25 protein-coding genes and 1 pseudogene are annotated in these 25721 nt (G+C 32.8%); 1 reads left to right on the plus strand and 25 read right to left on the minus strand.

Annotation, left to right across the window (positions count from 1 at the left end; all coding sequences use genetic code 11):
• Positions 1 to 3: 3 nt before the first annotated feature.
• Complete coding sequence (locus HCW_RS04285) at positions 4 to 1239, minus strand: type IV secretion system protein (RefSeq protein ID WP_014660994.1); 1236 nt, start codon at positions 1237 to 1239, stop codon at positions 4 to 6.
• Between the two features lie 3 nt (positions 1240 to 1242).
• Positions 1243 to 2118, minus strand: a complete 876-nt coding sequence (locus HCW_RS04290) for a hypothetical protein (protein WP_014660995.1) — start codon at positions 2116 to 2118, stop codon at positions 1243 to 1245.
• Positions 2119 to 2232: 114 nt separating this feature from the next.
• Here HCW_RS04290 and HCW_RS04295 point away from each other — a divergent pair, with 114 nt between their 5' ends.
• Positions 2233 to 3573: a HipA domain-containing protein gene (locus HCW_RS04295; protein ID WP_014660996.1), complete on the plus strand. Its 1341-nt coding sequence runs from the start codon at positions 2233 to 2235 to the stop codon at positions 3571 to 3573.
• Between the two features lie 12 nt (positions 3574 to 3585).
• Here the strand turns inward: HCW_RS04295 and HCW_RS04300 are convergent, their stop codons facing one another.
• From HCW_RS04300 to HCW_RS04400, 23 genes and pseudogenes are all read right to left on the minus strand, one after another.
• Positions 3586 to 4920, minus strand: a complete 1335-nt coding sequence (locus tag HCW_RS04300) for a hypothetical protein (RefSeq protein WP_014660997.1) — start codon at positions 4918 to 4920, stop codon at positions 3586 to 3588.
• Positions 4921 to 4971: 51 nt separating this feature from the next.
• Positions 4972 to 6720 carry a type IV secretory system conjugative DNA transfer family protein gene (locus tag HCW_RS04305; protein ID WP_014660998.1) on the minus strand — a complete coding sequence of 583 codons (1749 nt, stop codon included), beginning with the start codon at positions 6718 to 6720 and terminating at the stop codon, positions 4972 to 4974.
• Complete coding sequence (locus tag HCW_RS04310) at positions 6717 to 7250, minus strand: hypothetical protein (RefSeq protein ID WP_014660999.1); 534 nt, start codon at positions 7248 to 7250, stop codon at positions 6717 to 6719. Before HCW_RS04310 ends, HCW_RS04305 begins: the two co-directional genes overlap by 4 nt.
• A 976-nt stretch (positions 7251 to 8226) precedes the next feature.
• Positions 8227 to 9457 (minus strand): annotated as a pseudogene (locus tag HCW_RS09735) (hypothetical protein); the annotation flags it as partial.
• A 3-nt stretch (positions 9458 to 9460) separates the two neighbouring features.
• On the minus strand, positions 9461 to 9679 hold the full coding sequence (locus HCW_RS04320; RefSeq protein WP_014661001.1) for a hypothetical protein: 219 nt from the start codon (positions 9677 to 9679) through the stop codon (positions 9461 to 9463).
• Between the two features lie 12 nt (positions 9680 to 9691).
• Positions 9692 to 11701 (minus strand): hypothetical protein, encoded by a 2010-nt coding sequence (locus HCW_RS04325; RefSeq protein ID WP_014661002.1) that lies wholly within the window; start codon positions 11699 to 11701, stop codon positions 9692 to 9694.
• A gap of 121 nt (positions 11702 to 11822) precedes the next feature.
• Positions 11823 to 13634, minus strand: a complete 1812-nt coding sequence (locus tag HCW_RS04330; protein ID WP_014661003.1) for a hypothetical protein — start codon at positions 13632 to 13634, stop codon at positions 11823 to 11825.
• Positions 13635 to 13664: 30 nt separating this feature from the next.
• The gene (locus tag HCW_RS04335; RefSeq protein WP_014661004.1) at positions 13665 to 14813 is read right to left on the minus strand and encodes an ArdC-like ssDNA-binding domain-containing protein; all 1149 of its coding nucleotides are present in this window, start codon (positions 14811 to 14813) and stop codon (positions 13665 to 13667) included.
• A gap of 15 nt (positions 14814 to 14828) precedes the next feature.
• Positions 14829 to 14987, minus strand: coding sequence for a hypothetical protein (locus HCW_RS09445; protein WP_155802235.1), 159 nt, complete (start codon positions 14985 to 14987; stop codon positions 14829 to 14831).
• A gap of 133 nt (positions 14988 to 15120) precedes the next feature.
• Positions 15121 to 17043, minus strand: a complete 1923-nt coding sequence (locus HCW_RS04340; protein ID WP_014661005.1) for a type IA DNA topoisomerase — start codon at positions 17041 to 17043, stop codon at positions 15121 to 15123.
• A 112-nt stretch (positions 17044 to 17155) separates the two neighbouring features.
• The gene (locus HCW_RS04345; protein WP_014661006.1) at positions 17156 to 17362 is read right to left on the minus strand and encodes a hypothetical protein; all 207 of its coding nucleotides are present in this window, start codon (positions 17360 to 17362) and stop codon (positions 17156 to 17158) included.
• A gap of 6 nt (positions 17363 to 17368) precedes the next feature.
• A complete protein-coding gene (locus tag HCW_RS04350; protein WP_014661007.1) occupies positions 17369 to 18127 on the minus strand; it encodes a hypothetical protein in 759 nt (252 codons plus the stop codon).
• Positions 18127 to 18333, minus strand: a complete 207-nt coding sequence (locus HCW_RS04355; protein ID WP_014661008.1) for a hypothetical protein — start codon at positions 18331 to 18333, stop codon at positions 18127 to 18129. Before HCW_RS04355 ends, HCW_RS04350 begins: the two co-directional genes overlap by 1 nt.
• A 12-nt stretch (positions 18334 to 18345) precedes the next feature.
• Complete coding sequence (locus HCW_RS09450) at positions 18346 to 18522, minus strand: hypothetical protein (protein WP_155802237.1); 177 nt, start codon at positions 18520 to 18522, stop codon at positions 18346 to 18348.
• Positions 18519 to 18800 (minus strand): hypothetical protein, encoded by a 282-nt coding sequence (locus HCW_RS04360; RefSeq protein ID WP_014661009.1) that lies wholly within the window; start codon positions 18798 to 18800, stop codon positions 18519 to 18521. The genes HCW_RS09450 and HCW_RS04360 overlap by 4 nt, the downstream gene beginning before the upstream one ends.
• Before the next feature lie 19 nt (positions 18801 to 18819).
• Entirely contained in the window at positions 18820 to 19266 is a 447-nt protein-coding gene (locus HCW_RS04365) for a hypothetical protein (protein WP_014661010.1), read from the minus strand.
• 9 nt (positions 19267 to 19275) lie between these two features.
• Positions 19276 to 19794: a hypothetical protein gene (locus HCW_RS04370; RefSeq protein WP_014661011.1), complete on the minus strand. Its 519-nt coding sequence runs from the start codon at positions 19792 to 19794 to the stop codon at positions 19276 to 19278.
• Between the two features lie 106 nt (positions 19795 to 19900).
• Positions 19901 to 20425, minus strand: coding sequence for a hypothetical protein (locus HCW_RS04375; RefSeq protein ID WP_014661012.1), 525 nt, complete (start codon positions 20423 to 20425; stop codon positions 19901 to 19903).
• Between the two features lie 2 nt (positions 20426 to 20427).
• On the minus strand, positions 20428 to 21369 hold the full coding sequence (locus HCW_RS04380; protein ID WP_014661013.1) for an ATPase, T2SS/T4P/T4SS family: 942 nt from the start codon (positions 21367 to 21369) through the stop codon (positions 20428 to 20430).
• A gap of 1 nt (position 21370) precedes the next feature.
• Positions 21371 to 21580 carry a hypothetical protein gene (locus tag HCW_RS04385; RefSeq protein ID WP_014661014.1) on the minus strand — a complete coding sequence of 70 codons (210 nt, stop codon included), beginning with the start codon at positions 21578 to 21580 and terminating at the stop codon, positions 21371 to 21373.
• Between the two features lie 21 nt (positions 21581 to 21601).
• On the minus strand, positions 21602 to 22927 hold the full coding sequence (locus tag HCW_RS04390; protein ID WP_014661015.1) for a DNA type IV secretion system protein ComB10: 1326 nt from the start codon (positions 22925 to 22927) through the stop codon (positions 21602 to 21604).
• Positions 22924 to 24414 (minus strand): TrbG/VirB9 family P-type conjugative transfer protein, encoded by a 1491-nt coding sequence (locus HCW_RS04395; protein ID WP_014661016.1) that lies wholly within the window; start codon positions 24412 to 24414, stop codon positions 22924 to 22926. Before HCW_RS04395 ends, HCW_RS04390 begins: the two co-directional genes overlap by 4 nt.
• The gene (locus HCW_RS04400) at positions 24411 to 25712 is read right to left on the minus strand and encodes a type IV secretion system protein (protein WP_014661017.1); all 1302 of its coding nucleotides are present in this window, start codon (positions 25710 to 25712) and stop codon (positions 24411 to 24413) included. Before HCW_RS04400 ends, HCW_RS04395 begins: the two co-directional genes overlap by 4 nt.
• Between the last annotated feature and the right edge of the window lie 9 nt (positions 25713 to 25721).

Below are 25721 nucleotides of genomic sequence, written 5' to 3' on the forward strand. Positions count from 1 at the left end.
CAATTATTCCCAATCTCTATGGGGGGCTGAAAATCTTTCAACTGAGATTTTAGGTTTGAGCATGTTAGAGGCTTTTGAAATACCCTCTTGGGCTAGATGAGAGACTCCGCCTGTAGCAACACCTAACGCACTATTACCCACTGCACCTACCACACCTTTTGCAACGCCCATTGCACCACCTTGCCCTCCACTTGCATTCACATAACCTCTCTTAGCCATACCAGCAACCGCTGCTCCTACCATACCACCAGTTTGAACGATATTAGAAATCATATTGCCTGCATCAGCTATTGTGCCTTGTGTGCCAAAGATAGCGTTAATAACATCTGGGATTTTTTTGGCAAGTAAAATTAAAATGATTGTAAGAATAATGGCAAAAACACAATGCATAAGGATACTAGCAATGTTGGCATGATTATTGTTAACGAACGCAGTTAAATCTAAATTCCCCAAAGCATAATCAATTCCTACCATATTAAAACTTGACACTACCATAATCAACGGCATGTAAAAAGTCAAAGACACTAATTTTTTTACATAAGTCCAAGCAAAACCTCTTGTTTGTTGGAAAAAGACTAAGGGGATAAACAGCACATAGAAAAGCTTGTAAATAGTATATTCTAGGAAACTAATCACAATGTAAAGCATGATAAAAACAAAAAGTGCAACATTGGCAATCAAATATGAACCAATAAATAAAAAACAAATTAAGGGTTTTAAGATATTGTTAATACCAATTTTTATATCCCACATCTTATCAACTATTTGAGAAAAACTTTCCCATGTTTTTTGAATATTCCTTTCTACAATAAAACTTCTATTCTTTAAACTGCTATTAATATTGCCAATATAACCATTAATCTTTCTATCAGCTTTTTGAACAATAGAACTAACCATATTTGCTGGAGTTTCAATTAAAGTAAAAAATTCTTGTTGTGATTGTGTTGGGTTTCTAATGCTCCAATTATAAAATATTAAATATCCTAAAAAGACAGCAATCATAACTAAGTGTTTGCGTTCAACTAAATCTTGATTTTTTACCCTATTGACAATATATAAGACAATAAGAAAGGCAAAAAGACTATTCATGGCGGTATGAACCATACCGCCCAATTCTTTTGAAAAAGTTTCAAGAAGAGTATTAAAAAAAGTTTCTACTTCGCCTATAAAGGCTTTATACCAATTTACATCATTTGCTAGTGGTGTAGATTGAACCCCTAATGGATTACTGCTATCCATGTTTTACTTCTCTTGTGGGACAAAAATAGCGCTTTTGCATTTTATATTATCATCTTTAAGCATAATGCCACTTGATAAAAGATTGTCTGCAATTTGTTTGTAACAGGTGCTGAGAGTATTCTTTCTCAAGGTAGCATCTTTTTTAAAGCTTTCATAATAACTCAGCTCTTTGTCCTTTTCAATTTCTGTTTTTAAATCGTTTTTTAAATCTTGAAGTGCTAATTCATCGTTTTTTAGGTCATAACTATGCTTTAAGATTTCTTCTTGGTCTTTTATGTCTTGTTTGATAGACTTTATTTTTCTTTGTTGTTCTTTAATCTTGTATTTGTAATTTTCTAAATCAATATTTTCGCCATTATAATAATTGCCATAAACATAATCAGCCAATGAAACCAACAAAGCGCATCGTTTATCGCTTTTTAAACCATCATCACCATTCTTAGCTAGGTTTTCGCTCATTTTGGCATAGCAAGGGGCAATTCTTTTGTTAAGCTCAATTACATAACTACGACTACTGCTATTAAAACCTCGCACGCTGTTTTTTATCATCTCTTTGTCTTTTTCGCTGAAAGGTTGTCCTAAAGTGAGTTGTTTATCTAGGTCTGCAAAAAATGCTTTTTTCTTTGTCAATTCTGCTTTTTGAGCTGTAGCGATTTGTGCATTCTCACAATTGCTTTGATAATTAGGGTGTGCCTTGACATAAGCAATTGCTTTTTCTGGGTTCATTTTGTCTAGCATAGCATCAACATTTTTGCACTCCGCAATAGTCTTTTCCCTTTCCTTATCATTTTTTACAAAATAATCCACGCTTTTAGCACTTTCAGCATAGCTCACACCCATTAGACCTACTAAACACAACGAAATGAATTTCAAACGCATTAAATATCCTTTATCACTAATTTTACATTGATTTTCTAAAGTCTTATTTTAGTATAATCTAGCTAATAATGTAGCAAATAGCAGATAAGGGAGTAGAAGAAAAAAGGATTTTTTATGACTATCAAAATCTATAAGAATAAGCAAATGTTTGGGGAGATTGTGGGGGACAATCTCTACTTACTCAATACGCAAGGTGTTTTAGAACTAAATAACAATGCTTGGTATTTATTTGAAGAGCTTTTGCCTGAGGGCATAGATTTAAAGATTATGCGCAAGCGTTTTAGAACAAGCGATAAAGAAATGCTTACTCTTTTAACCAACACTATCGGTGATTTTAGTTTTAATTGCATTAAAGATGAAATTATTCTTTCTCATATAAATACTTCTACTCTTAAATTCCCTACCATTTTAGATTACTCCCTAAATATTGAAAAAGAAAAGCTTGAGATTAAAGAGGATACGATTTTAGAAACAAATATCCCCACACAAAAACTATCCATTAGCGGACACCAACATAAATTGCAAGTCCTACTAAAAGATAAGACCATTACAGAAGGTTATTCTAACTTTATTTTAAAACCTGCGAATGTTGGAGTTTGCTCCATATTGAGCATCAATGAGCATATGCACATGTGCTTTATGAAAGAATTTGGTTTTGAAGTGCCTTTTAACGCCCTGATATATGATGAAAGATTGCAAGATTATCATTATGTAATTCAAAGATTTGATATAGATAATAAGGGGGAAAAATACGCTCAAATAAGTTTAAATACACTTATGCAACATAGAAACAATCAAAAATATCAAGGCTCTATGGAAAATATCTCAAAATTTTTAGCCAACAAATTAAATGAAAAGCAAAAACTAGATTTTTTAAGCTATGTTTATGCGAATGTATTATTAAATAATGGAGATTTGCATAAAAAAAATATTTCTTTCAAACAAAACTTGGATTTAACCCCTGCTTATGATGTGATTAATTGTGCTTTGCTTAATAAGGGTTTTGATAGAAATGCGAGTTGTTTGAGCGTTAAGGGCAAGCTTAATGGTATCAATATCAATAGTTTTAAGGATAGCATTACTAATCTTGGGCTTGATGTTGCAAAAACTTTTGAAAAATTGCAGAGTTTATATGCAATATATAAAGAAAAATATCCTTTGTATATCCAAACTTTTGCTGAACATTTTGATAATGCTAAAATGAAAAATATCATGATAGAAACTTTTTGTAAAAATATTAAAGCCCAAGAAAATATAAAAATCAATGACAAGTTAAAAGAGCGATTTGGCTTTAAAGAGCCTAGCGTTCAACCGATTTTGCCAGCAAATAAGCCTACCAATGCACCTATCCTTAATAACAGATATCGCACAACCAACCCCAAATACCCCTATAACAACCGATTTGCCAACAATAAAAACAAAGGGAGCAGAGATGATGATAGGTTTGGTTTGTAGGCAATTATCTAATTACATTTCCATTCCGCCATTGCTTTTACTATTCTTTTGGTATTTGTTGTATGGCGTGTTGTTTGGGTATCTTGGCGTGTTAGAGTGATTAGTTAAAGGCGTATTGTCATTCTTGTTGTGGCTTAAATCAAGTTTGTTTTCTAGTTTATTTTCTATCACTTTAATGATTTCTAAACTTCTTTGTTGGATAAATTTTTCTCCAGACTTTAGCCACTCTTCAGGTAAATTGTATTTTTCATGGCGTTTAAAGGTAAAATTAGAGAGCTTGCTTAGATTTTTGATGTGGCGTTGTTGTCCAAATAAAGAGGCTTGTTGCTTAAAAGAAAAGTCTAACTGACTCCTACTTGTGCTATTTTTTAAATCAAAAACTTGCAACATTTCATTGAGCTGGTTATAACAAATAATGTTAAAAAAAGAAAATCCATTATCAAAAATAGGGGCAGGTTTTACTAGCTTATTGGTATCATTATCTATGAGCATACCATAATTACCTAGATGTCTGTCGGTATTACAAATGAGAGCATCAAATAATAATAAATCATCTAATTTATCAGGGTTATAAATGGTTTTAATCTTTTCAATTAAGCTAAAACCATCGCTAATTAAATCTTCTCTGTCTAAACAATAATATATTGGCAAGTAGCCATATTGTTCATCGGTAAAAATTTCACAAGAACTCACTAATTGCTTGTGAAATTGTTTTAAATCATAAGTGATATGTTCAAACTCTAAAGCTTGTGCGATTTGAGCCATATAAAATTCAGCATAAGCCTCTTTGCCACCATTAGCATATTCTTGGGTTTGCCCTTTTAATAGTTCAATTTTATTGTTCTCTTTATTTCTATGCCAACATTTTTTAAGCATTCCATTAGTGGTGAGTTCAGGGCTAGTAATAAGACCCTTAATGGTTGTAGAATAACCTGTGAAAGCTACTAAAGCTAAAGTTTCATTAAAAGAGTTGGTATAAAGATTGTAATCTTGCCATTGATAATTGTTATCGCTTGGGATTATCCAAAAAGTATCATTTAGAGATAGGGCTAATGTTATATCTACATAAGACATAAAATTTGATTCATCTAAGCATAAAGAATTAACAATGTCTTCTACAAAGGCTCTGTTTTTGGGGATTTTTCGTTGTTTTATCCATTTTTCTAAGCTTTTTTCTAAACGCATTTCTTTGTCTAAAGATAATGGCAATAAATCTTGTCTAATAACTTGAATATTGTTTAAGCCATAAGATACCGCCTTAATGTTATTACTCAAGTGTGTTTTTTCTACTAGCTCAAATTTTAGCACCTCTACATCTTTATTCTTTAAAACATATTGCTTATTCATTGTTTTCTCTTTGGCTCAAATTTTAATTATTATACTCAAACCTATCTAACCTTAACTCACCTTTCTTAATCCCTTAAACACTTCTTCATTAGGTTTTAAAGGGATGTTTAAACATTTAAGCAATCTTTTGTTTTTGAAATAATAGTTGGCTTTGAGCTTTAAAGGCGTTGCATAATGCCCACTTACTAGAATAATCACTTCATCTTTGTTGATATTCATAATATCTTGCACAGAGACTAATTCATAACCCTCTTCAGAATAAGAGCTTGTGCCACCAAAAATCACTTGATTTTTCTCAGTAGAGCGATTTCGTTTTTCTCGTGTGTATTTGCCTATTTCTTCGCTAAGCTGTTTAGCGTAATCTAAGTCATTCATTTTAAAAACTACTCTATAAGCTACTGTGTTATTAACAATTCTAGCGTCTTCTTTGCTATAGTATTTTTCTATGAGCGCATTAGATTGCGTGATAAACATAATTACTACGCCATAACTCCTACTTAATGCTGGCATTTCTAATAAAAAAGGAAGTTTTCCAAATCTCACAAACTCATCTAAAATGAAATACACTCTTTCATTAAATTTTTTGCTTTCTCTTAGTAAGAGATTTTTACCTATGCTTTCTAAAAGAACTCTAATTAAGGGGGCTAGAATATCAATGTCAGTTTGAGCAATTTTAATATAAAGGCTGATATTTTTACGCCTTAAATCTTCATATTCAAAGCTCATAGAAGAAGTGGCTTCTTTGATAGGATAGCTAGTGAATACTTGTGTGAATTTTGAATACATATTTCTAATGCTTGCAAATTCTTTTTCGTTAGAATTAGCCCATTTATTCGCCTCATTTCTAACAATAGGATCTAACATGCCCTCTTCCACTATAATGTTACCTTTTTTATCTCTTTGTAATCTATTGACTGTGCCATCATAATTTCTTGGGTCATTGACATCTAAATAGACTTGTTCGCTTACTTGCCTATACCATAAATTCTCTGGGTTAGCTTGTGTGTTTAAGATAGGATTTCCACTGCTATCTCTTTCTAGCATAGGCTCATTATTGTCATCTAATATAAAATTACCATCTTGGTCAACTTTATGGATATAAAGTTCTCTATAATAAGGGCTTTTAGGGTGGATTAAGGGAACAAAGTTTTGAATAGGCGCAAAAGCCAAATCAAACAAAAAGCTTTCTTGCTTAACGCATAAATCATAAAGAGCATAAAAGGCAAATAAGTTTCCAGCCTGCTCCCTCCAATAAGAATCGCCCTCTTTGCCATCAATGCTGGTAAAAATAGTTTTACTGACTTCTTCTGCCAATCTTCTTTTTCTGTCAAAATTTAGTTTTTCTACAATGCGCTTATCAAAAGGGTTGAATTTTAAGGAATTGTCATCGCCTAGTGGATTAAAAATATAAATTTCATTGCCTAAGACTTGCTGTCTATAACCAGCTGTTAAATCGCATAATTCTCCCTTAATATCTAGCACCACTACGGAGCTTTTTAAAGTTAGCAAATTAGGAATAGCTACTGCGGCAGTTTTACCACTTCCAGGTGGTGCAATGATTAAGGTGGATAAAGGCGTATCATAATAGACTGGTTTGTTGTTGTGCAAACCCACCACTACGCCTTGTTTGAAATTTAAATCCATAGGGTGTTCTACACTAACGCCTAGAGTTAAAATACCACAAAGTGCTTGGCTTAGATTTTTATAGTAGCTATTATGGAAAGTTTGAATACCTTTAAAACCTTTATTAAAACCTTTATAAAGAATGTTAGAGCTTTTTTTAAGGGTGTTTTTTGTCATGTGTTTTTCCTTTTAAGAGAGAGTTTACTTTTAAGATTTTTAAGCGTTTGTGGGGCTTGTTTGATGCCATAATACACCCCTTTAATCCCCTTAAACACCCCCATAACACAATCTTTAATGATAATAATCAATTGACACGCAAATACTAGACAAGATAGTCCTAAAAATAAGGGTAAGAAAGGTAATCTCAAAATAAAACTAAAAAGAGATTTGACAAACTTTAAGGGGCTATAAGCTAGTTTTTCTATCTCTCTTACACTCGCCCACTTTGCTTTTCCATGCGAAGTGAGGGTGTTATCACTAGAAAGCAAGTAAATGCTTATTGTTAAGGGCATTAGAGCAAAAACAAAGGCTTTATACACTTCAAATTTAAAGCTTGTAAAATGCGAAAGATTAGAAAGTATGAGTTGGCTAAATTGATAGGTTTGGGTGAAATTTTTTAAATCAAATCCTAAAAATAGGCTATACATAAAGATTAAGGGAGCTAAAATGAGAGAGATTGAAATAAAATATGGTTTGTATTGCAACATTTTAATCCTTAAATAGCGTGCCTATTTTGCTTATTATTTAAGTTTTCATTAAAGGCAACAAGCTGTTTTTTAAAGTTAAAAGGTAGGGGCATGAGCCTATCAATTTGATTGAGAGCTTTAAGAGTTTGTTGCTTAAAGGCACTATTGCAAGGTTTTTGTAAAATGCCTATCTTGGCGTTAATGGCTGTTTTAAAATTTTCTTCATTAAGGGTTTTGGTATTTAAGAGTTTGCTAAGTCTTAAATCATTAGAAAAAGATTGACTAAAAGGCGTGTGAATTGTTGGAGGCTTTCTAGTAACATTTAGGGCGTATTTAGTAAGGGGGATTGAAAGCTCATTAGTAGTGCTTAGAATTATCTTAGTATCCTTAGGTATGTTGTAAAAAAGTGAATCTAAAAATGGCTTAGTGGTCTCTAAAAAATCACTTTGAAAAACACTCACAACTAGGCTGTTTTTAGGGTCTAGTTCTTTATGTAATTGCATAAAGCTTAAAGCGTTAGTGGGGTCATCAGCAATGATAATTTGCTTAATGTGTTCTAATTTAGTGGTAGGGTTTTTGAGAATGCTTATGTTTTTAATTTTTGTATGATTTAAGGTGCTTATTTCTTGCATAGCGATTTTATTGTCCTTTGCATTAAACAAAGCCACGCAAACTTCCTTGTTTTCATCTAGCCTAAAGCTTTGTTTATAATTTTCTAGCAAATCAGCATCTAGGTTATTGAAGTAGGGGTGGTTATTTTCTAAGGGGTTCAAGGCATTGAAAGTATCTGTGATTTCATCATACTTACTTTCTATAAAAATAGAAGTGTTGGCAAGTAAATCTAGGGCTTTACTAGGTTCATTTAAGGCTTGTTTGAATGCCAATTTAAAGGGTTTTAGAGAATGGATTGTTTCTAAGACTTCTAAGGCTGTTTGGGTTTTTTCTTGGTTTTGTAAGTCAATGAGTGCGTTTTTTATAAATGCGCTCACACTCTTTAAATTGACTTCCTTATTTTCTATAATATGAGCTAGTTTCAAATCATCATTACAATCTTTTGAAAAAGGTGTATAGATAGTGGGGAATTGTTGTAAAAGGGCATATAAAATACCCTCGCATTTTTCTTTATATCCCTTACCCTTAATATCATTATCAAAGGCTAAGATGATATTAAAACTCTCTTGTGGCTTGCTAACAGGCTTTGGCTTTCTGTATTCTCTAGTTTTTTCTACTTGCTTGTTGTAGATAGGCATATTTTTTTCTTTTTGATAATTTTTGATGGTGTCGGTGTAGGTTTCTACTACCACGCTATTAAAATCATCACTAGCTTTGCCTTGCTTGACTAGCTCTTGCCATTGTTCTTCTTCTCTTAAATAGCTTTTATATGCTCCTTGTTGTCTGCTATGTAATTGCTTAAAAAAGCTTTGAAAAAAGAGTTCTAATTTTTGTTCGTTAAATTGTCCTGCGGTGCTAATTAAAACGCTTTCTTTAGGCTCTAAGCCTTGTAACTCTAAATAAGCCAGACTATCAAAGATATTTTCGCTTAAAATGATATTTTTAACTAAGCTCAAGTCTTTAGGCATTAAGACTTCTATACCTTTACTTCCTTGTGCGATAGATTTTAAGGGTTTGTCTCTTATGTTGCCCTCTTTATCTGTAGTTAAGGGGGTATTTAAGCGTTTGTTAATGCCACATTGATGAATGGGTATGACATTAAGCTTTTTATCTTCAAAAGCTAAGTAGGTTGCAAGGATTAGATTATTAAAGCTATCAGTCTTTAAATGCTCTTTATAAGGTTCTAATAAGCTTGTATCAATCTCACGCTTTTTAATGAGTGTGGCATTTTCTAAATCATAGGGTTTAAGGGCATTAAATTCATCTCTTATCTTTTGAATTTCTTCGTTGTTCTCATTAGAATTATCCCTTGCTTTGAGATTATCTTGTTTGTTAAGATAATCTTCTAACTTCCCAGCGATTAAGTCTTCAATTTTAAGGTTTCTATCCTTACAAAAAGTGATGATATTACCGACCTTGTCTGTATGGGTTTCTTTGTAGGTATAGCTAATGGAGCCATCTTTATTTTGATTTTTAAAGATGACTAAACTTCCCTCTTCATTTTCATGCTTTAAAACAGGATTATTCTTACTTGTCTTGTCCTTGTTATAAACATAGCCATTATCTAATAAAATCTCATGTAAGGGCAAGGCAGTGAGATTAGGGATATAACTCATAATCTAGCTTTCTAGTCTTTTAATCTCTTTAAGCCAAGTTTGTTCAAATTTTTCTATTAAAGCATGCGTTTCTTGTGGGTTATTCATGTTATGAGAAAGATTACTAAAAAACTCCGCCACCTTGTTGTTGCAATCTACATGACTAGCTATTTGGTGCATACCTAAAAAAGATTGCTTGATAGTGTTTAATCTAATTTGTAAGATTTGTTGTTCGGCATTCATTTTTAGCTCCTTTTAATTAGGTTGTGGAATAATGTAATTACCATTTCCATTGCAAGCATAATTGCTATTAGTGGTGGTGTAAGCATGTCCATGACTAGAGGCACTGCCACTCCAAATACTATAGCTTAGACAAGTCCCCTCATTTGGCTTATAGTTGTTTGCCATAAATTGCACATAAGGCGCACTATTTAAAAAGGTGCTGTCTTTATAATAGCCCTGTTGAGCCTCCACACTTGCCATAAAATCATCGCTAAGATTTAGGCTATTACTTGTAATAATAGGGTTTCTATCCACCACTGTGATAGTTTTAGTAATTACATAGTAGGTGTTCTCTGTCGCACCAATTTGAAGGGGGCGTTGGTATTTGGTGGTGTATTGTGTGATAGTTGTTTGATAAGTGCTTTGCCAATTGGCATAATAGGTGTTTTGGCTATAAGCTGTCCAATATTTATACCAACAACTCCAAGTGCCACAAACTTTATGGCTATCTGTAGTTGAGCCTATATAAGAGGCTTGCAAAGAGAAAGAGCCTTTTGTGTTAGTGTTAGATAAAACCTTAGTCATTGTAGGCTCTTCTATATAAGGCTCAACAATAGCCCCTTGTTTAATGCCAGCATTAAAATTACACCCTGTAACATCTTCATATTGTCCTGTGAGTTTATTAAGACTTTTTAAGATAGTGCGTCTTCTAGCTTGCAAATGCTCATCATCATATTCCCAAGGTCCACAACCAAATTGTTGGTATTGAGAAGTTAATAAGGGGTTAGTTACCCCACGATTTAAATAGACTTTTTTCCCAGTTTTTGGATTGATGTAGTATTGGTCTACTAGGGGCGTGGAAGTATGGGTCTTATTGTTATTTTCATAGCCTATGATTTGATTGACTACATTAGCGTATTCAGTGCAACCTAATGCAGTGTGTATCATGCCATCTTCGCCTCTAAATTGGATTTGAGCCATAAATTGTTCGCTCACTCCCATGCCATAACCCAAATCTTTAACCACTTGCAATTTACACTCTGAAGAGTTGTAATACATAGGAAATTCATATTGAGCACCCCTTAAATTAACGCAACCCCCTATGTTTTTACTTTGATTATCTGCATTCACAAAATAAAATTGCGTTTGTTTGATAGCCACCATTTTTTCGTAGTTATAACTATAAGAGCAAGCCGTATCATTTCTTAAAGCCATCATCTCTTGGCAAGAGCCATTCTTTTCTACAATGCTTAAAGAAATTTCATTTTCGCCTGTATAAACAGGGGCTTTACAAAATTCATTAGACCAAGTGGTAGGGCTATTATTAGAGGCTAGTGGGTTATCATTAGTCCCACTACCCCCTCCTTCTCCATAAGGTAAAGGCATAGGATACATGCCATTTCCCATGCCTCCTATTGTGCCACCCCCATAAACTCCGCCACTACCCATACTGCCACTACCTAAACCACTACTATTATCATTAAAGCTATTATTAGAATAGCCTCCAACCCCAGCATTAGCTCCACCACTAGCGCCAGAGCCACTAGTTCCACCAACGCCACCATAAGCAGAGCCTCCATACGCTCCACTAGTTCCACCACTAGAAGAACTAGTCGCTCTTCTATTGCCTACTCCACCACTTCCTTTTTGTTGGTAAGCCTCTAATGAAATGCCTAAAATTTGGGCGATTTCTTGTTGGTTTTCTCCAGCTAGAATGAGTTTAGAGCCTTTTCTTAGTCTTTTATTATTTTTTATTTCTTTAATCGCACTAGCCACAGAGCTTAAAGTATAGGTTTGGTCATCTTTAATGATTTTAGAAACATTGAAAGCGACATTTTTTTGTCTGCTATCTAGCTTGTAAGAGCCAATGGTTTTAATGGGTAAAACCTTATGTTCAAAAATGAGATAACCTTTTAAAATACCTTCTTTTGTTTTATTGAGATTGATTTCTTTATCAGTGATTATCACTAAGGCATTAGCTTGGGTGATAAAAAATGACAGACCCAACATAAGAGCAAGAAAACATTTTAAAACATTAAACATGGTTAAAATCCTTTATAACTATCATCGTTAGCTTTTTATTTTAAAAGGGAAGTGTTGGAGACTTCCCTTCATCATTGTAAAATTATTCATCAATAGTGGAAAAAATAAAATTAACTATTTTTTACATGTCTCTACCTCCTATGTTATGGTTGTTAGTTTGGTATGCGGGTTGTCTATTTGTCTGAGCATAAGAATTAAGCGATTTTATTTGCGTGGTCTTTGTGGGTTCTTGGTTTAAGGAATATGTTTGTAAAGGCTTTTGCTTATCGCTTAAGATAGAGTTTGCCCACTCTAATTCCTCCTTACTTGCATTAAAGCCACCAAAACCACCAATAGCATTATTTTCGTTACCCTTAATCTCTTGTGTAACTTGTTTTTCTAGGCTTGTGTCATTTAAAAAAGCGTCCTTATTTTTTCCTAGAATTTGCTTGTCCAAAGCATTGTTTGAAAATTGCTCTATTAGATTGAGTTTTTCTTCATAAGTTACTTTTTCAATGTAACTTGGGAGTTTATTGTTGTGTTCTAAATGGAGCTTTATCACACTTCTTAAGGGGTCAGCCTGTAAGAGCTTAGGATTATCTAAAGCTTTTAGTAATCCTTGTTCTATCATATCCTTATGTTCTTTAAAAAGTTTGCTTGGGTCTTTATGATAGAGCAAAAATAAGACCTGCATTTCTTTGGTATTCATGCCTTTTTCGCAATGTGCTAAAAAGGACTTGATGAAATCCTTTTTGTTTAAAGATTGGTTTTTATTATTCTCGGCTTGTTTGTCAAAAAAATTCAATAAGGACTTAATGCTTTTTACATGCCCATCTGCATGCCAAAGAGAGTCTGCTGTAACTTCTTTAGCTTTAGGGCTTTCTTCTTCAATTTGTGATACATTCTTTGTGTGAGTTGTGGTGTTTTCTGTCTTGTTAGAAAGCTCTTGTGCTTGTGCAATGCCTATTTCTTCGTATCTTTCAATTTGGCTTTGTTCGTAGTTTTCATACATTTTACTTTCAGCGTCTAAGTCAGCTTGGGTCATGCCTTGAAAAACTTCTTTTTCGTGATAATCTTTTTCAAGCTGTGCTTGTTCTGCATACTCTTTGAATTGATTTACAAAGTTTTCATTACCTTTAAATTTACCATTAGATAAACATTCATCTATTTGCGAGATAAAGAATTTTTGTTCATCTTCTGTCATGTTTGAGACATACTCTAAAAAACTTTCTTTGAAGTCTTTTATTGTTTGGATATTGTTTTCAAGAATTCCACTAGCAATTTTTTCATTAAAAGCGAGCAAATGTTTAGACCATTCGTAATTTGCGTAACTTATATCGCTATAAATATTATGTAGATAACGAGAATTAGTAATAACTTCTAATGTTTCCATATTTAAGCTATAGTCTTTGTCTTTGGCTAGTTTTTCTAATTCTTGTTCCAAAAAATATTTGCAACTTGATGGAACACCTATAGTCTTATTGTTATAGTCTACATTTTGATAATAAATATCTAGCTCATCAGGGGTTAATTCATCTAAATCATCACTAGGTTCATAGTTTTTTAATATCTCTTTAAAATAATATAACTCTTCACGATATTCTTTCTCGTTTTTAGAAACAGATTGTGGAATACCCATCATATCATTTTTTAATTTTTCAAGGGCAATCTCGGCAATCTCACTTTGTTCTTCTTTTAAGTCTTTTAATTCTTCTTGCAAGACATTTTCAAAAGAATAGGATGGTTCTAAATCTTCAAGACTTTCAACAAAGAGCTTTGAAAAATTATCTAAATTAGCATTATTCTCTAATTCAGCCAAGCTATTGGCTTGGGAAAGCTCGTTCATAAACTTGTTGTAATACGCAAAGCTTTGCGTATTACCTCCAAAGAAGTTATAAATATCTAAGAAATTCTTTTTGAAATCAAACCAAGCGTTTCTAGCCTTTGTTATCATATGATTACCCTCATTTTCTTTTACTTGTTTTTAATGCCCAAAGTCTCTTTGGTTGTTGTTTTGATTTTTTGAATACGCATAAGAGCGAGATGGTTGGGCATTTCTTTGATTTTGATAATTAGCCTGTGTGTAATTACCTTGTTTAGCACCCTTTTGTTGGTAATTGCTCTGTTGGTTTTGATAGTTATACCCTTGTTTTTGTGGGGTATTTTGCCTGTAGAGTTGTTGTTGCGATGCTTGGTAATTAGGATTATAACCTTGTTGTTGGGCTACATTTGGCTGGTATGATTGGGCATTTCTTTGATTTTGATAATTAGCCTGTGTGTAATTACCTTGATTACGCCCTTGTTGTTGGTAATGGTTTTGATTGGCATAATTGGCTTGTTGGTTTTGCTCTTTGGTAGGCACAACATAATTCTTGCCATTGTTTTTAGCCACAATGTAGTCTTTGATTTTTTGGCTTATCCCCTCATAAAGCTTGTTTTGTAAATCTTGAAAAATGGGGGATTTAATATTGTTTTCCTTATCAAACAGCATAGCCCTTTTGTCATAATTAGGGTTTAAGGGCTTAATTTTATTTCTGTCTAAACTTTGAAACACCTCCACATTGTAAAGATACTTAAACTCTAAGACAGGTTCAATGTCTATAGTTTGAGTTTTAATCTTGTAATAAGGCTCGTTGGTTTGTGGATTAATAGCTAGATTTCCCTTTTTATCTAAGATAGGCTCTAATTCAAATTGAAACATTGGATTTCCATTGCTATCTACTCTTTGATTGCCTTGATAATCTAAATAGGGTATCCTATTACCTTGATTATCTAGGGCAAATACTGGTATTTCTTCTTTGGTTTTCACCACAGGAATTTTAGCTCTAGGAATACTCTTATTATTAAAAATAAAATCAAGCTCTCTTTCATCAGCACCTAATTTTTTAGCATCAGCAAGACTAATCCATGCACTGCTTTGATAGTTTCCTTGAGCTTGCTTGATGTCTAAAATCAAGTCATTAAGACCATTAAATGCCACGCCATTAAGGGCGTTATGTGCATGAGGCTTTGCTTTTTGGTTTTGATTAAAGGGAGCATATTTTCCTTTAATCGCACTCGCTATTTCAATGACAAGATTATCAATAAAAGCTTCTTTTTGTTGCTCTAATAAAGAGGGGTTATAAGGTTTCATTTGGCTACTCCTTATTTATTTCATAGAATCAAAAAGAGTTGGCTCTTCTTTTTGTGTGTTATCAAGCAAGCTTTCGCTTGTTTTTACTTCTTCTTCAAAACCATATTCTAAAAGCTCTTTGGCTTGTTCTAAGCTCAAAGCTTGTGAGCTTTCTTCTTCAAAATTCTCTAACATAATGCTGTCCTTTATTTAAAGATATTCAAATATTGTAGGATTTTTTGAAATTTAAACAATACCCATAACTCATCGGCTGTAAGCTCGTAATTTAGGGTTCTGTAGCGTTTGGTTTATGGGTCTTGTTTACTTTTTAATTTTTAAATCTAGCCTTGTAGGCTTGTTGCTTGTATTTGTCAATAAACTCAGAACAAATCTTGTAGTTCTTTTCTAAGTCTTTGGGTAGTTTAAGATTTAGCAGATTTGCAATGTCTTTAGCGTATTGCAGTTGTTTTTCATTGGGCGGATAAGCTTGATAAGTTTTGGCTGTGTTTTCAGAATTATTTTCTCTTTTTATCCCCTTATACAAAGAGCTGATTTCATCGCCTAGCTTTTCTTTAATAAGCTCCATAAACTCTACATAGCCCACTTCCCCCATTGCAATCTTATCTAGCACTTCTTCATTTTGCTTGGTAAAATCAACATTTAAGATAAACATGCTCTTGGTATCTTTGTTAAAAAACTCTACAATGCCTTTGCCTAATGCGGTGGGTTCTATCACTCTTTTGTTGCCATTGATTTGAATGTGTCCTTTTGAAATAAGTTCAGGCAAGTAGCTCGCATAAGTGCTAGGGCGACCTATGCCATTTTTTTCCATAACTTCAATAAAATCACTCTCTAAATAGGGCTTAGGGCTAGTTTTAAGAATGTCTTTAATAAAGAGCTCTTTTAAAGGGTGTAGAGTATTGGGGCTAAAATCTTTCAAGTTTAAGCTGAGTTCTTTTTCTTCTTCCTCTTGGTCTTCTGGCTTGTTTTTATCCAACTCTAAAATCTCTAAAAAGCCTTTGAATTTTAGATTTTTAAAACTGCATTTAAAATCATGCATTTTGATTTTAAAATGCATGCTCACGCTTTCATAAAGAGCATTTTTACTTTGAGAGGCAAGGGTGTTAATAAAAATGAGTTGGTATAACCCTATGGCTTTACTATCAGTAATGTTATGCTCGTTACACACCTGATGGATATTTTCAAAAGCATGAGGGTGCGTAATTCTTATAGCCTCATGAGCTTCTGCTTGGCTATTTTTACCAGCTTTATATTCTCTGTATTCATACACGCTAGGGTAGAGCTTTTCAAAAAAGTTTTTATGCTCTTGTAAATATTCCTTGCTTAGTGCCTCACTATCGGTGCGGATATAGGTAATTAGTCCAGCCTCAAAAAGATTTTGGGCTAAGTTTTGTATGGTTTTAGTGTCTAATTTTAAGTTTTTAGAGGCACTTTTTAGTAGTTTTGAAGTAGTGAAAGGTTTGGGAGGCGAACTTTCTGTATCTTTGGTTTCAATGTTATTGAGTAGAACTTTGTCCCCTAAGCCTTGCTTCAAATCATCTAAAAAACTTTGGGCTTGCTCTTTATTGTCAAATTTAAATTCTTTATTGTCTTTAATGTGTTTTAAAATGACCTCGTTATTATTGAGTAAGACTTTAGCTTGGATTTGATAGCTCATCTTATCTTTAATGTCTAGTTTTTCAAAATTTTCTATCTCTAAGGCTCTTTTAACAATCAAATACAAAGCTGGGGTTTTGACTCGCCCTGCACTTTGTGGGTATTGGTTCAAGCCTTTGGCTAAGTAGGGGGAGAGCGTATAGCCCATATACATGTCTGCTACTCTTCTAGCTAAAAAGCTGTCATAAAATTTCATGTTAGATTGAGAGAAAAGCAAGGCAGTTTTTAAGCCCTTGTTAATCCCACTTTCTGTAATTTCGTGAAACTCTGCTCTATAAATCTCTTTGGCTAAGTTTTTAATGAGTTGATAAAACATATAGCCTATGGCATAGCCCTCTCTATCAGGGTCAGTAGCTATATAGACTACCTTATTTTTGCATTCATTGATAATCCTATTGATAGATTGTTTTTTATCTGTGCTTTTATAATCAAACATAGGATTAAAACTTTTTTCTACTTCAATGTGCTTTAAATCCATAAAATGCCCACAAGTAGCAAAGACCTTTGCTCTTGTAATTTCTTGGATTTTTTTAATTTTATTAGGGCTTTCAATAATAATGACGCTGTTGTTCATCTTTACTCCTTAATTTTATTTTCAGTAATTATTTTTCCTAATTCAATTGCAGAATTAGTGATTAGATTTTCTAAATTCCTACAATTTTGGTATTCTTTAAAGTTTAATATCACTACAAAAACCGCCTATTTTCTCTTTCTCTACGCTTATTTTCTTTTTCTAGCTCTTCTGCTTCAATTTCAGTAGACACATCACACCAAACTTTTATAAAAAGAAGTCCTAAAACAGCGAATATAATAGAAAACCATGATGGAGCAAAAGTTGCAAATAAAACAAAAAAAGAGAGACCTATAACGAAACAAATAGAATATAGATACATTTGTTATTACCTTTGAATAATCTCATCAAAGCTCAACATTTCCATTTGAATTAAAAAGTTTTGTTGCTCTTGGTATTGGTGTTCTTGCAAGATTTCCTTGTAGTTATCAATGTCATTGTAAAAATACTCTTCACCTAGCTCTCGTTTTTCATAGTGATAGAAAATTTTTCTCATAGAGTGCATAAGCCTTTGTAGAATAACAAGCATTTTGGAAATGCTATCAAAGGCATTTTCCTTTTCAAAATACACTTCTACAAAGAGCTTAGGGTCTGTATAGTTTTTATAGCTCTCTAATTCCTCTCTAAAGCGTTTGTTAAAATCATCTTTCTCTAATTCTTTCTCTAGTCCAATAAGCGTTTCAATGCGATGTTTGTTAGACAAGTCGCTGTCTTTACCTAGCAATACATCAAAGACAAATGAAATAGTTTTTTCATTCTTGTGGGTCATAGTCTCAAGAACTAGCTCAACGATATTGCCCTCTTTAATAAGTTTTTCTCGCATGTTTTCACTCATAGGACAATCTATTTTTTTAACTTTTTGGATATTTAATTCGCCTTTTTTCTTTAAAGCGTATTCCACAGGGTGCATTCCATGAATGCTACTATCTTGCCCTATGGATTTAGGGGTTAGCAAAATACAATCGCTAGTTGTAACAAATCCATCATAAACGATATATTTAGTCCAATAGTATGTCTCATCAGCCCACCATTCTCTAGCCCATTTGCCGTTGTCGGCAAAGATAACTTCTTTGATACTCTCTTTCATTACCTTAACTCCTTAATTGATTTTTGTTCTAAAATTTCTAATCTCTTTTTGCACTCACTTACATCATCAAGCAAACTTTCTAATAGTTCGCTATGTCTATTTATAAAATTTTCTTGAGATTGCTTGGTGCAATTTAAGGCTTTATACAAGTAGATAGAATTAACAATATAAAGCCCTAAGAATAGAAAAAATCCTAATTCAAACATTGTTTTAACTCCTTATCCATTTTGGTTCTTTTTAAGCCCACAATATTCGCAATAGTTTTCAAATTCATCAAAAGTGTTCTTAAGATTGTCCCACTCACTTTTAAGTTCCTTGAAATCCCTATTTAAAAAGTGCAAATCAACGATAGATTTGATTACAAAGAGTATGTAAAAGAAAATTATCCAATTCATCTTGTTAGCCCTTGCAAACATAAATGCTTTTCTAATTTCATATTATGTTCCATTAAGAGCCAAAAAAACTCATAGGTAATCGTGTAAGTCTTACCTAAGCTTTCAAAGTCTTGTTTTAGTTTTTGATTAGGCTTAGTATCTTTCTTGTCTAGTAAGAGTTTCATAATAGAGCAAAGCGAATGATTAAAACTCTCTTGCTCTTCCTTATTGAATGTTTTTAATAGGTTTTCAAGTTCGCACTGAAACCTAAAATTTATAACACATTGATTTTGTTTCATTATTACCCCTTAATTCAATTTAGCTATGCACTACTTCTATTAAATATTCAGAAGTCTTGAGAATGACTTCTCTATTTTGTTCTGTAGCAATCCTTTTATACAGATTTTCAAATTTATGTCTTATTCTGTATTTTGGAGATAATTCAATAGGGCGTTTTGTTTCTAGGTCTTGTTTAAAATTTTCTATAAAATCTGTATTTTTAAATGTTTTTAGAATGGCAGGGGATAAAATATTATATACCAAATGCGTAAAATCTACATCTTGTAGTTCTACTCTACACCACCCTGATTTGCGCCATTTGTTATTTTCAATAACAAATCTAATGCCAAAAAGAAAATTGTATTGAAATAGTATCTTATTGAAAAGATAGAAATCTCTCTTAGTTTCTAGTTGATTAGGTATTATCAAGTTGGCAAACTTGTCTTTAGTTTTTATTTGTTTGTATGTTTCTAGTAGCTTTTGCATTCTTAGTCCTTAAAAAATATCATCGTAGTCTTCAAGGGGTATCAATGGAGTGGTGCTAGTTAAAAATAAGCCACCATCTATTCCAACTAAATAATTTGTCGTATCCATAATGATTTGAGCGTTATTGCCATCTGCTAAAATTTCTTCGCAAAGCTTACTCAATACTTCTGTTAAGTCCCTTTTTCTCAATTCACTAAACTCTAATAGAGAATTTTCTTGCTTGGCTTTAGTAAAGGAACTTAAAAAATCCTTTTCATCTTTTAAAGTTTGACAAATAGCTTTTTCAAGTAATGTAAAAATTAAATGATTGAAATCAATTTTTTCTAAGGGAACTAAAAGCTGTTTATATGGCTCTAATTTAGAAAATATATTCCTGCTAAACTCCGCCATTAACGAGTGTTTGGAAAACATAATTTTAGTTATTATGCCTTTATTTAAGATTTCTTCATTGACTTCAGGGGGTCTTTGATAATTGGGGCGTTTCCAAATTGGAGGGTATTTTTCTAAAAATTCATATTTTTTTATCATCTTTTACTCCTATTTAAATTTTGCTAAGCGTTTCACTAGCTTGACTACTCGCATAACAAGGCGTAAATCACGCCACTTAATGCCATTCAAAAAGCTAAAGAGTTTGTTAGAGTTCTTTCTCATCTTCTGCCCCTTGATTGAGTTGGTTAAGATTGGTTATAGCCTTTGCTTTCTTTGAGTAGTATTCAATTCTATAGGTGTAGCGCCTTTTATCGCTGTTGTTTAGGCTCAGTGATTTTAAGAGCTTTAAATTGAGTATTTTTAGTTGGATATTGTCGCAAAGATTGTTGCTCAACACTTCAAGCAAATGTTTTAAAAACACTTTATCTACAATATCTTTGTCGGCTATGCGGTTATAATTAAGATGATAGGCAATTTGGTTTAAATTGCTAAAAGTGGCATTAAGTCTTGTATATAATTCTTTATTTTGCTCTATGAGATGGTGCATTTTTTGAAAGCTATGATTATTGGCATTTGCAATGAGTTTTTCTAAAACAATTGTCATGTTGGTTTGGTTGTTTTTGGCTAGTTTTTTTAAGTTTTCTATGGTGTCCTTATCAAAAACAAAACTCATGCGTTTAGCCCCATTTTTAATTTTACAAGTCCTATTCAATCGTGGTGTTTTTTGCATATTTATTCCCTATTGAGAGCAAGTCTCAATTCCTTTTTAACATCTAAGACATCTTCAATAATTCTTTCATTTCCCTTTTTAACAATTTGGATAATAAAATCCATTCCAGCAATGAAAAAATCTAAAAGTGTGCTAGTGTCAATATCCTTACCAGCATTCATTTTGACATTCATGCCAATGGCATTAAAGGCTTCTGCAACGCTATTGGCGTGTAAGGTGCTTATCATTCCACTATGACCAGTGTTTGAAAGCCTTAAAAAGAGTGCGGTATTTCTTGTATCAATCTCGCCTAATAGCACTCTTTCAGGACTCATTCTCATAGCAGAGTTTAGGGCGTTTTCATAGGTAAAATTAGAATCTTCATTTTTACCCACTACAACATTGACTTGATTAGGATTTTCTAGGTGTAATTCTGGACTATCTTCAACGGTGATAACTCTTTGAGTAATAGGGATTTCTTCAATCAAGCTATTTACAAAGCTTGTCTTACCACTAGCTGTGCCACCACTCACTAAAATATTTTTACCAAGTCTCACTAAGTTTAAAATAAAGGCGTAATCAATCCCTTTTTCTTGGCATTTTTGCCCTAAAACAAACGCATTGATTTTAAACTTAAAATTGCTTGGCACACGAATACAAATAGAAATGCTATTATTGGCTGTAACGCTTGGGTGCAAGGCATTGACCCTATATCGTGTAAAAGGGATAGAACAGGCTAAATGAGGGAAGTTGTGATTAAAGAATAAATTCCTATGTGTAGCTAATTGTTCGCAAAAATTCATTAAAAATTTCTCATCAAAGGCTTTGTTTTCAAGCAATTCATAACTAGAACCCCTAACAAGATAAAACTTGTAGGGTTCATTAAAAATTATCTCATTGATGTCTAGTTCTAAATAGGGTCTTAACTTAGAAATTAGAACCTCTAAGATTGCTGAAATTGCCATTTTACTGCTCTTTAAAAAGCTCATCTTCTAATTTTAAGAACTGCGATTTTAAATTCTCAAAATTTTTAACCGCCTTGATAATTTTTTGCTTTAAAGCGCAATATTGCTTTAATTTCTTTTCATCAATGGTGATTTTTTTGTTATTTAAAAAACTCAAATCAATGTTGCTCTCTTGCATTAAATTGTTCTCTGTTAAGTGGTTTTCGTTCATAATGTAACTCCTTGTCTAAAATTAAAATTCATTGTCATCATCGCTTAACTCCTCATCTGAAATTTTTGGCTTGTTTTCTTTGAAAAAGACCGCTAAAACTTCATTATGCTTAGGAATAGGGAAGAAAATATCTGTGTTAGGGCTAATGAATATCCTGCTCCCTTCTTTAATGATGATGACAGCCTTAATTTGAGAGAATTGACTCATTATATTGTTAATGATATTGTTTAAATTCATGCCACTTTGTTGCATAAGTCGCATCATCATATAATCTCCAAAATAGTTATTTGCACCACTTCTTTGTTTTTTCCCCATATTTTCTGTAATGCCAGCTGTCATGCCAATGAGTAAGCCATTAGAAAGCGTTGAAAATAAAAAAGGCATGCCAAATTTAGTGAAATATTTGTTGTGGGCTTTACCAATTAGTCCGTTATAACCCTTAACATCGCTCCCCTTACTATCGCTTAGTATGATATTGACGCCTTGAGGCGTGATAATTCTATTCCACACAACTTCTAAGCGGTATTGCCCCATTTTGCTACTAGAGTTGTAGTAGCCTATGACCCTAGAGCCTTTAGGGATTAGCACGGCTCTTCCCATAGAGGCATAAACATCACTTTCTACTTGAGCTACAATCTTATTGCCTCCAATTGCAGAACTAATTGGGGTTACTAGCGTAGCTGGTATATTTCTATCAGCCGTAATGGTGCGTAAAAGTTTGTTTTCGTGGCTTGCTTTGTCTTTTCTCTCAAAGTTTTCAAAGCTATCTGTGCCATATTCAATTTCTCTGTTATTTTTATCCGCACTTGTCCCATAAGCATTATTCACATCGCTACTATTAAAGCGTTGGCTAAGAAGTGATAGTCTCATCTTAGTTGCAGGGCTTGCCTTAGAGTAATCAAAATTAGGGCTATTAAAATCATTGTTGTTGGGTTGTTGTTTGTCTTTGGATTGGTTGTTTAAAGAGTTATTTTCTTTAGAATGATTGAAGAAATCAATATTTTTTAAGCTATTTAAATAAGCTCCAATATCAAAATTAGATGTTTGTTTATTCTCGCTTGTAGGTGTAGTAGAAGGGGTGCTATTGGCATTTGTTGGGTTAGATGGTATGTTAGGATTATTAGTATTGTTAGCATTATTGTTTGAAATATTAGTGTTAGCTACTTTTTGTTTCTCTTTGTCTTCAGAGTTTTGGTAGATATAATCAGGGATAGGGAATTTACTCTTAAATTGCTCTAGTTCCTCATCAATCACTTCTTGTTTGGCAATATAACCGATTAAAACAATCACAGGAAAAATGCTTAAAACCCACACTTCCTTGCGTTTTAACAACCCCTTAATATTCATTGTTTTGCCTTTGTTTTAAGTGGATTAGTTTTTGAAGGGTTATTTTTTTCTTGAATAGTTTTTTTCTTTTCAATAGGTGGGCATAGTGTGGGGCAGTGCTTGATACCTTTTTTAGTCTTATAAAGCGTTTTTTGGGTAGGTTTTTCTATTTGTTTAGTGATTTTAGGTTTGGGATTGGACACATAATCTTTGATTTTTTGAACTTCCTTTTGTCTTTCTAGTTTAGGATTGACTTGGGGAATTTGAGAAAGGAAGTCTTTGTTGTCTAGTCTTTGTTGCGTGCGTAAATTAGATTTGAGATATTTAATGTATTGTTCGTATTTGAGTTTATGCACACAAACATATTCATCTCCAAGTCTTAGCGTCCATTTATCACTCACATCTTCAGCAATAATGTAATTACCAACAATTTTAGAATTGATAGGGCTATCATATTTATCCACTACTTTATAAGGATAGGGGAATTTAAAGACGGACAAATCCCTATTGAATTTAAAATAAGTGTATTTACCATCATCAAAAATCTCAAAGGCTTGAATATCCTTGCTAGGTTTTAAAGGGCGTTTATAAAACCATAAACTCCACCAAGTTCGTTTGCTTTTAGGCTTTTGGATATAGCCACGACTAATTTTTGATTTTTCTATATAGATATGATTGACTTCATCGCCAATTTTAATGAACTTGCCATCATCAATTTCCTTGCTAGAATAATCAATCTTTTTAAAACTATCATTAGTAAAAAGAGTGTTGGTTTTAATGCCACTTTCTTTTTCTTTTTTCTTGTTTTTATCGCCTACATCAATAGTGCCTATTTTTCTATTGCTAGATACAAATACGCTTAATAGGGGGTTCTTTTTGCTTGTAAAAGTGGTAGAAAAGATGTAAAAAGTATAAACCTTACCGCTAGAGCCAATCACAGTTAAATTGCTATCTACTCCAATAAGCAAAGGCTTGATGATTAAAACATTATTGAGAGCGTATTGCTCATTGTTAGGATAAGAGACTTCAAATCCTGTGGGATCTCCTAAGCTCACATAAATGATGTTATCTTCATCAAAGATGAAAGTGGTTGTCATAGCATATCTTAATCTAATTCTATAAGTATCCCCTGCGTTATAAAGAATGTTTAAATGATTGTCTTGTAAAAGTCTGTCTTTGTCAAAAAATGAATTTTGGATAGCATGCAAATCCATCATTTTTTTAGCTTGCTCTATGTCTTCATCTTCTTTGAACTTGTTTTCATCAATGCCACTTGCACTTAATGCTTTAACGCTATCATCATTTGGTATAGGGGCTTGTTGAGAAGAGCTATCAAAGACATTAGGTGAAGGCGTGGTATTACGCATAGGATTTGGTAAATTATTAGGTTCAGAACTAGGGCTACTAGGAAATGTAGTGGGCGTATTTGGTTGCTCTAAGGTATTATTAGGTTCATTTGCGTTTAAAGCAAGGAATAAGAAAGCTATAGAATAGGTTTTCAAGTTCATTCTTGTGCCTTATTAAAAGGGTTGGGTAGGCTAGGCTGATTATTGGGTAATGAGGGGGTAGAATGGTTGGTGTTTTCTTGCTTAGGCAAAGAACTAGGATTACTTGTGCCTTTTGTATCTTTTTCTTCTGGAATATTTAAAGAGTTACTAACTTCATTGTTATCTTGCTTATACCCATAATCATTGACTTGGTTTGTTTCATTATTGTCTTTATAATGGATTTTAGATTGATTTGAGTTGGGGTTTTCTACTTGATTTTCTTTGTCTAGTTCTTTAATCACTGCAATTTCAGTAACACTATACCCATAAACTTGAAAGCCTGTGGGGTTTTTAGGCATAGAGATAAAGTCAATTTCAATAGGCTCAAAAGTATAACCCACAATTATTCTATAGCGTTTAATACTTTTAACAATACCTGTATCATAAAGCGTAACTTCTACATCAGCATTGGCATAGCCCTTTTTAATTAGTGCGATATTAACGATTTTGACATTTCTAGTTAATTTTTCATTCGTGTAGATACTATTTTCATGGGCGACTAAATTTTCAAAAGTTTGCCATACTTCATTAGAACTTTGCTCCCTTACTATCTCTTGGCGTTCTTTATCATCAATCCTATTGATAAGTTCTCTATTTAAAATATAAGCTCCTAGAAGTTGTCTTACCAATGCTTTATTAGCAGTAATAGAGGAATTTGCTTTTTGGATAAGAGCAAAATTCTCAGTTGAGTTAGCAAAGGTAACTAAATAGGGGTCTTTTTCTTTTAGTGGCAATAAGAAAATAATTAGAATAATAAGAGTTAGCGTGGTTAAAAAGAAAAAGGAGGCAATCAAAATCAAATAGTCGCCTATCTTTCTTTCTACTTTTAAAATCGTGTTGGCATCTCTTACGCTTTCAAAAATCATAGGGGTTTCAAAAGTTTGTTTGACTTTTTTATTTAAAATAACCTTTGAAAGAACTTTTTGTATTAAGTTTTGTTTTTCTAGCTCTAAATTTTCTTGGTTTATTGCGTTCTCTTCCTTCGGAATTTCATTATTATTGTCTATAGAAGAGTCTGCATTATTGTTAATAGCATTATTAAATAATGAATTGTTATCAATAGAATGATTATATTCTTGGCTATTATCAATAGAATTGTTTTCAATGTTCTTGGTCAAAGGTTCTCTATTGTCCTGAGTAGAACTATTAATGTGGGAATAAAATGGTGTATTTATGGGTGTGTTAGGCTCTTCTTCAAGTCTTAAGGGTTTGGCAACATCTACGCCATAAGTTCCCCATTTATTCATTGATTGTTGCATATGACTATT

This window comes from Helicobacter cetorum MIT 00-7128, from assembly GCF_000259255.1.
In the GTDB taxonomy this organism is placed as follows: Bacteria; Campylobacterota; Campylobacteria; order Campylobacterales; family Helicobacteraceae; genus Helicobacter; species Helicobacter cetorum_B.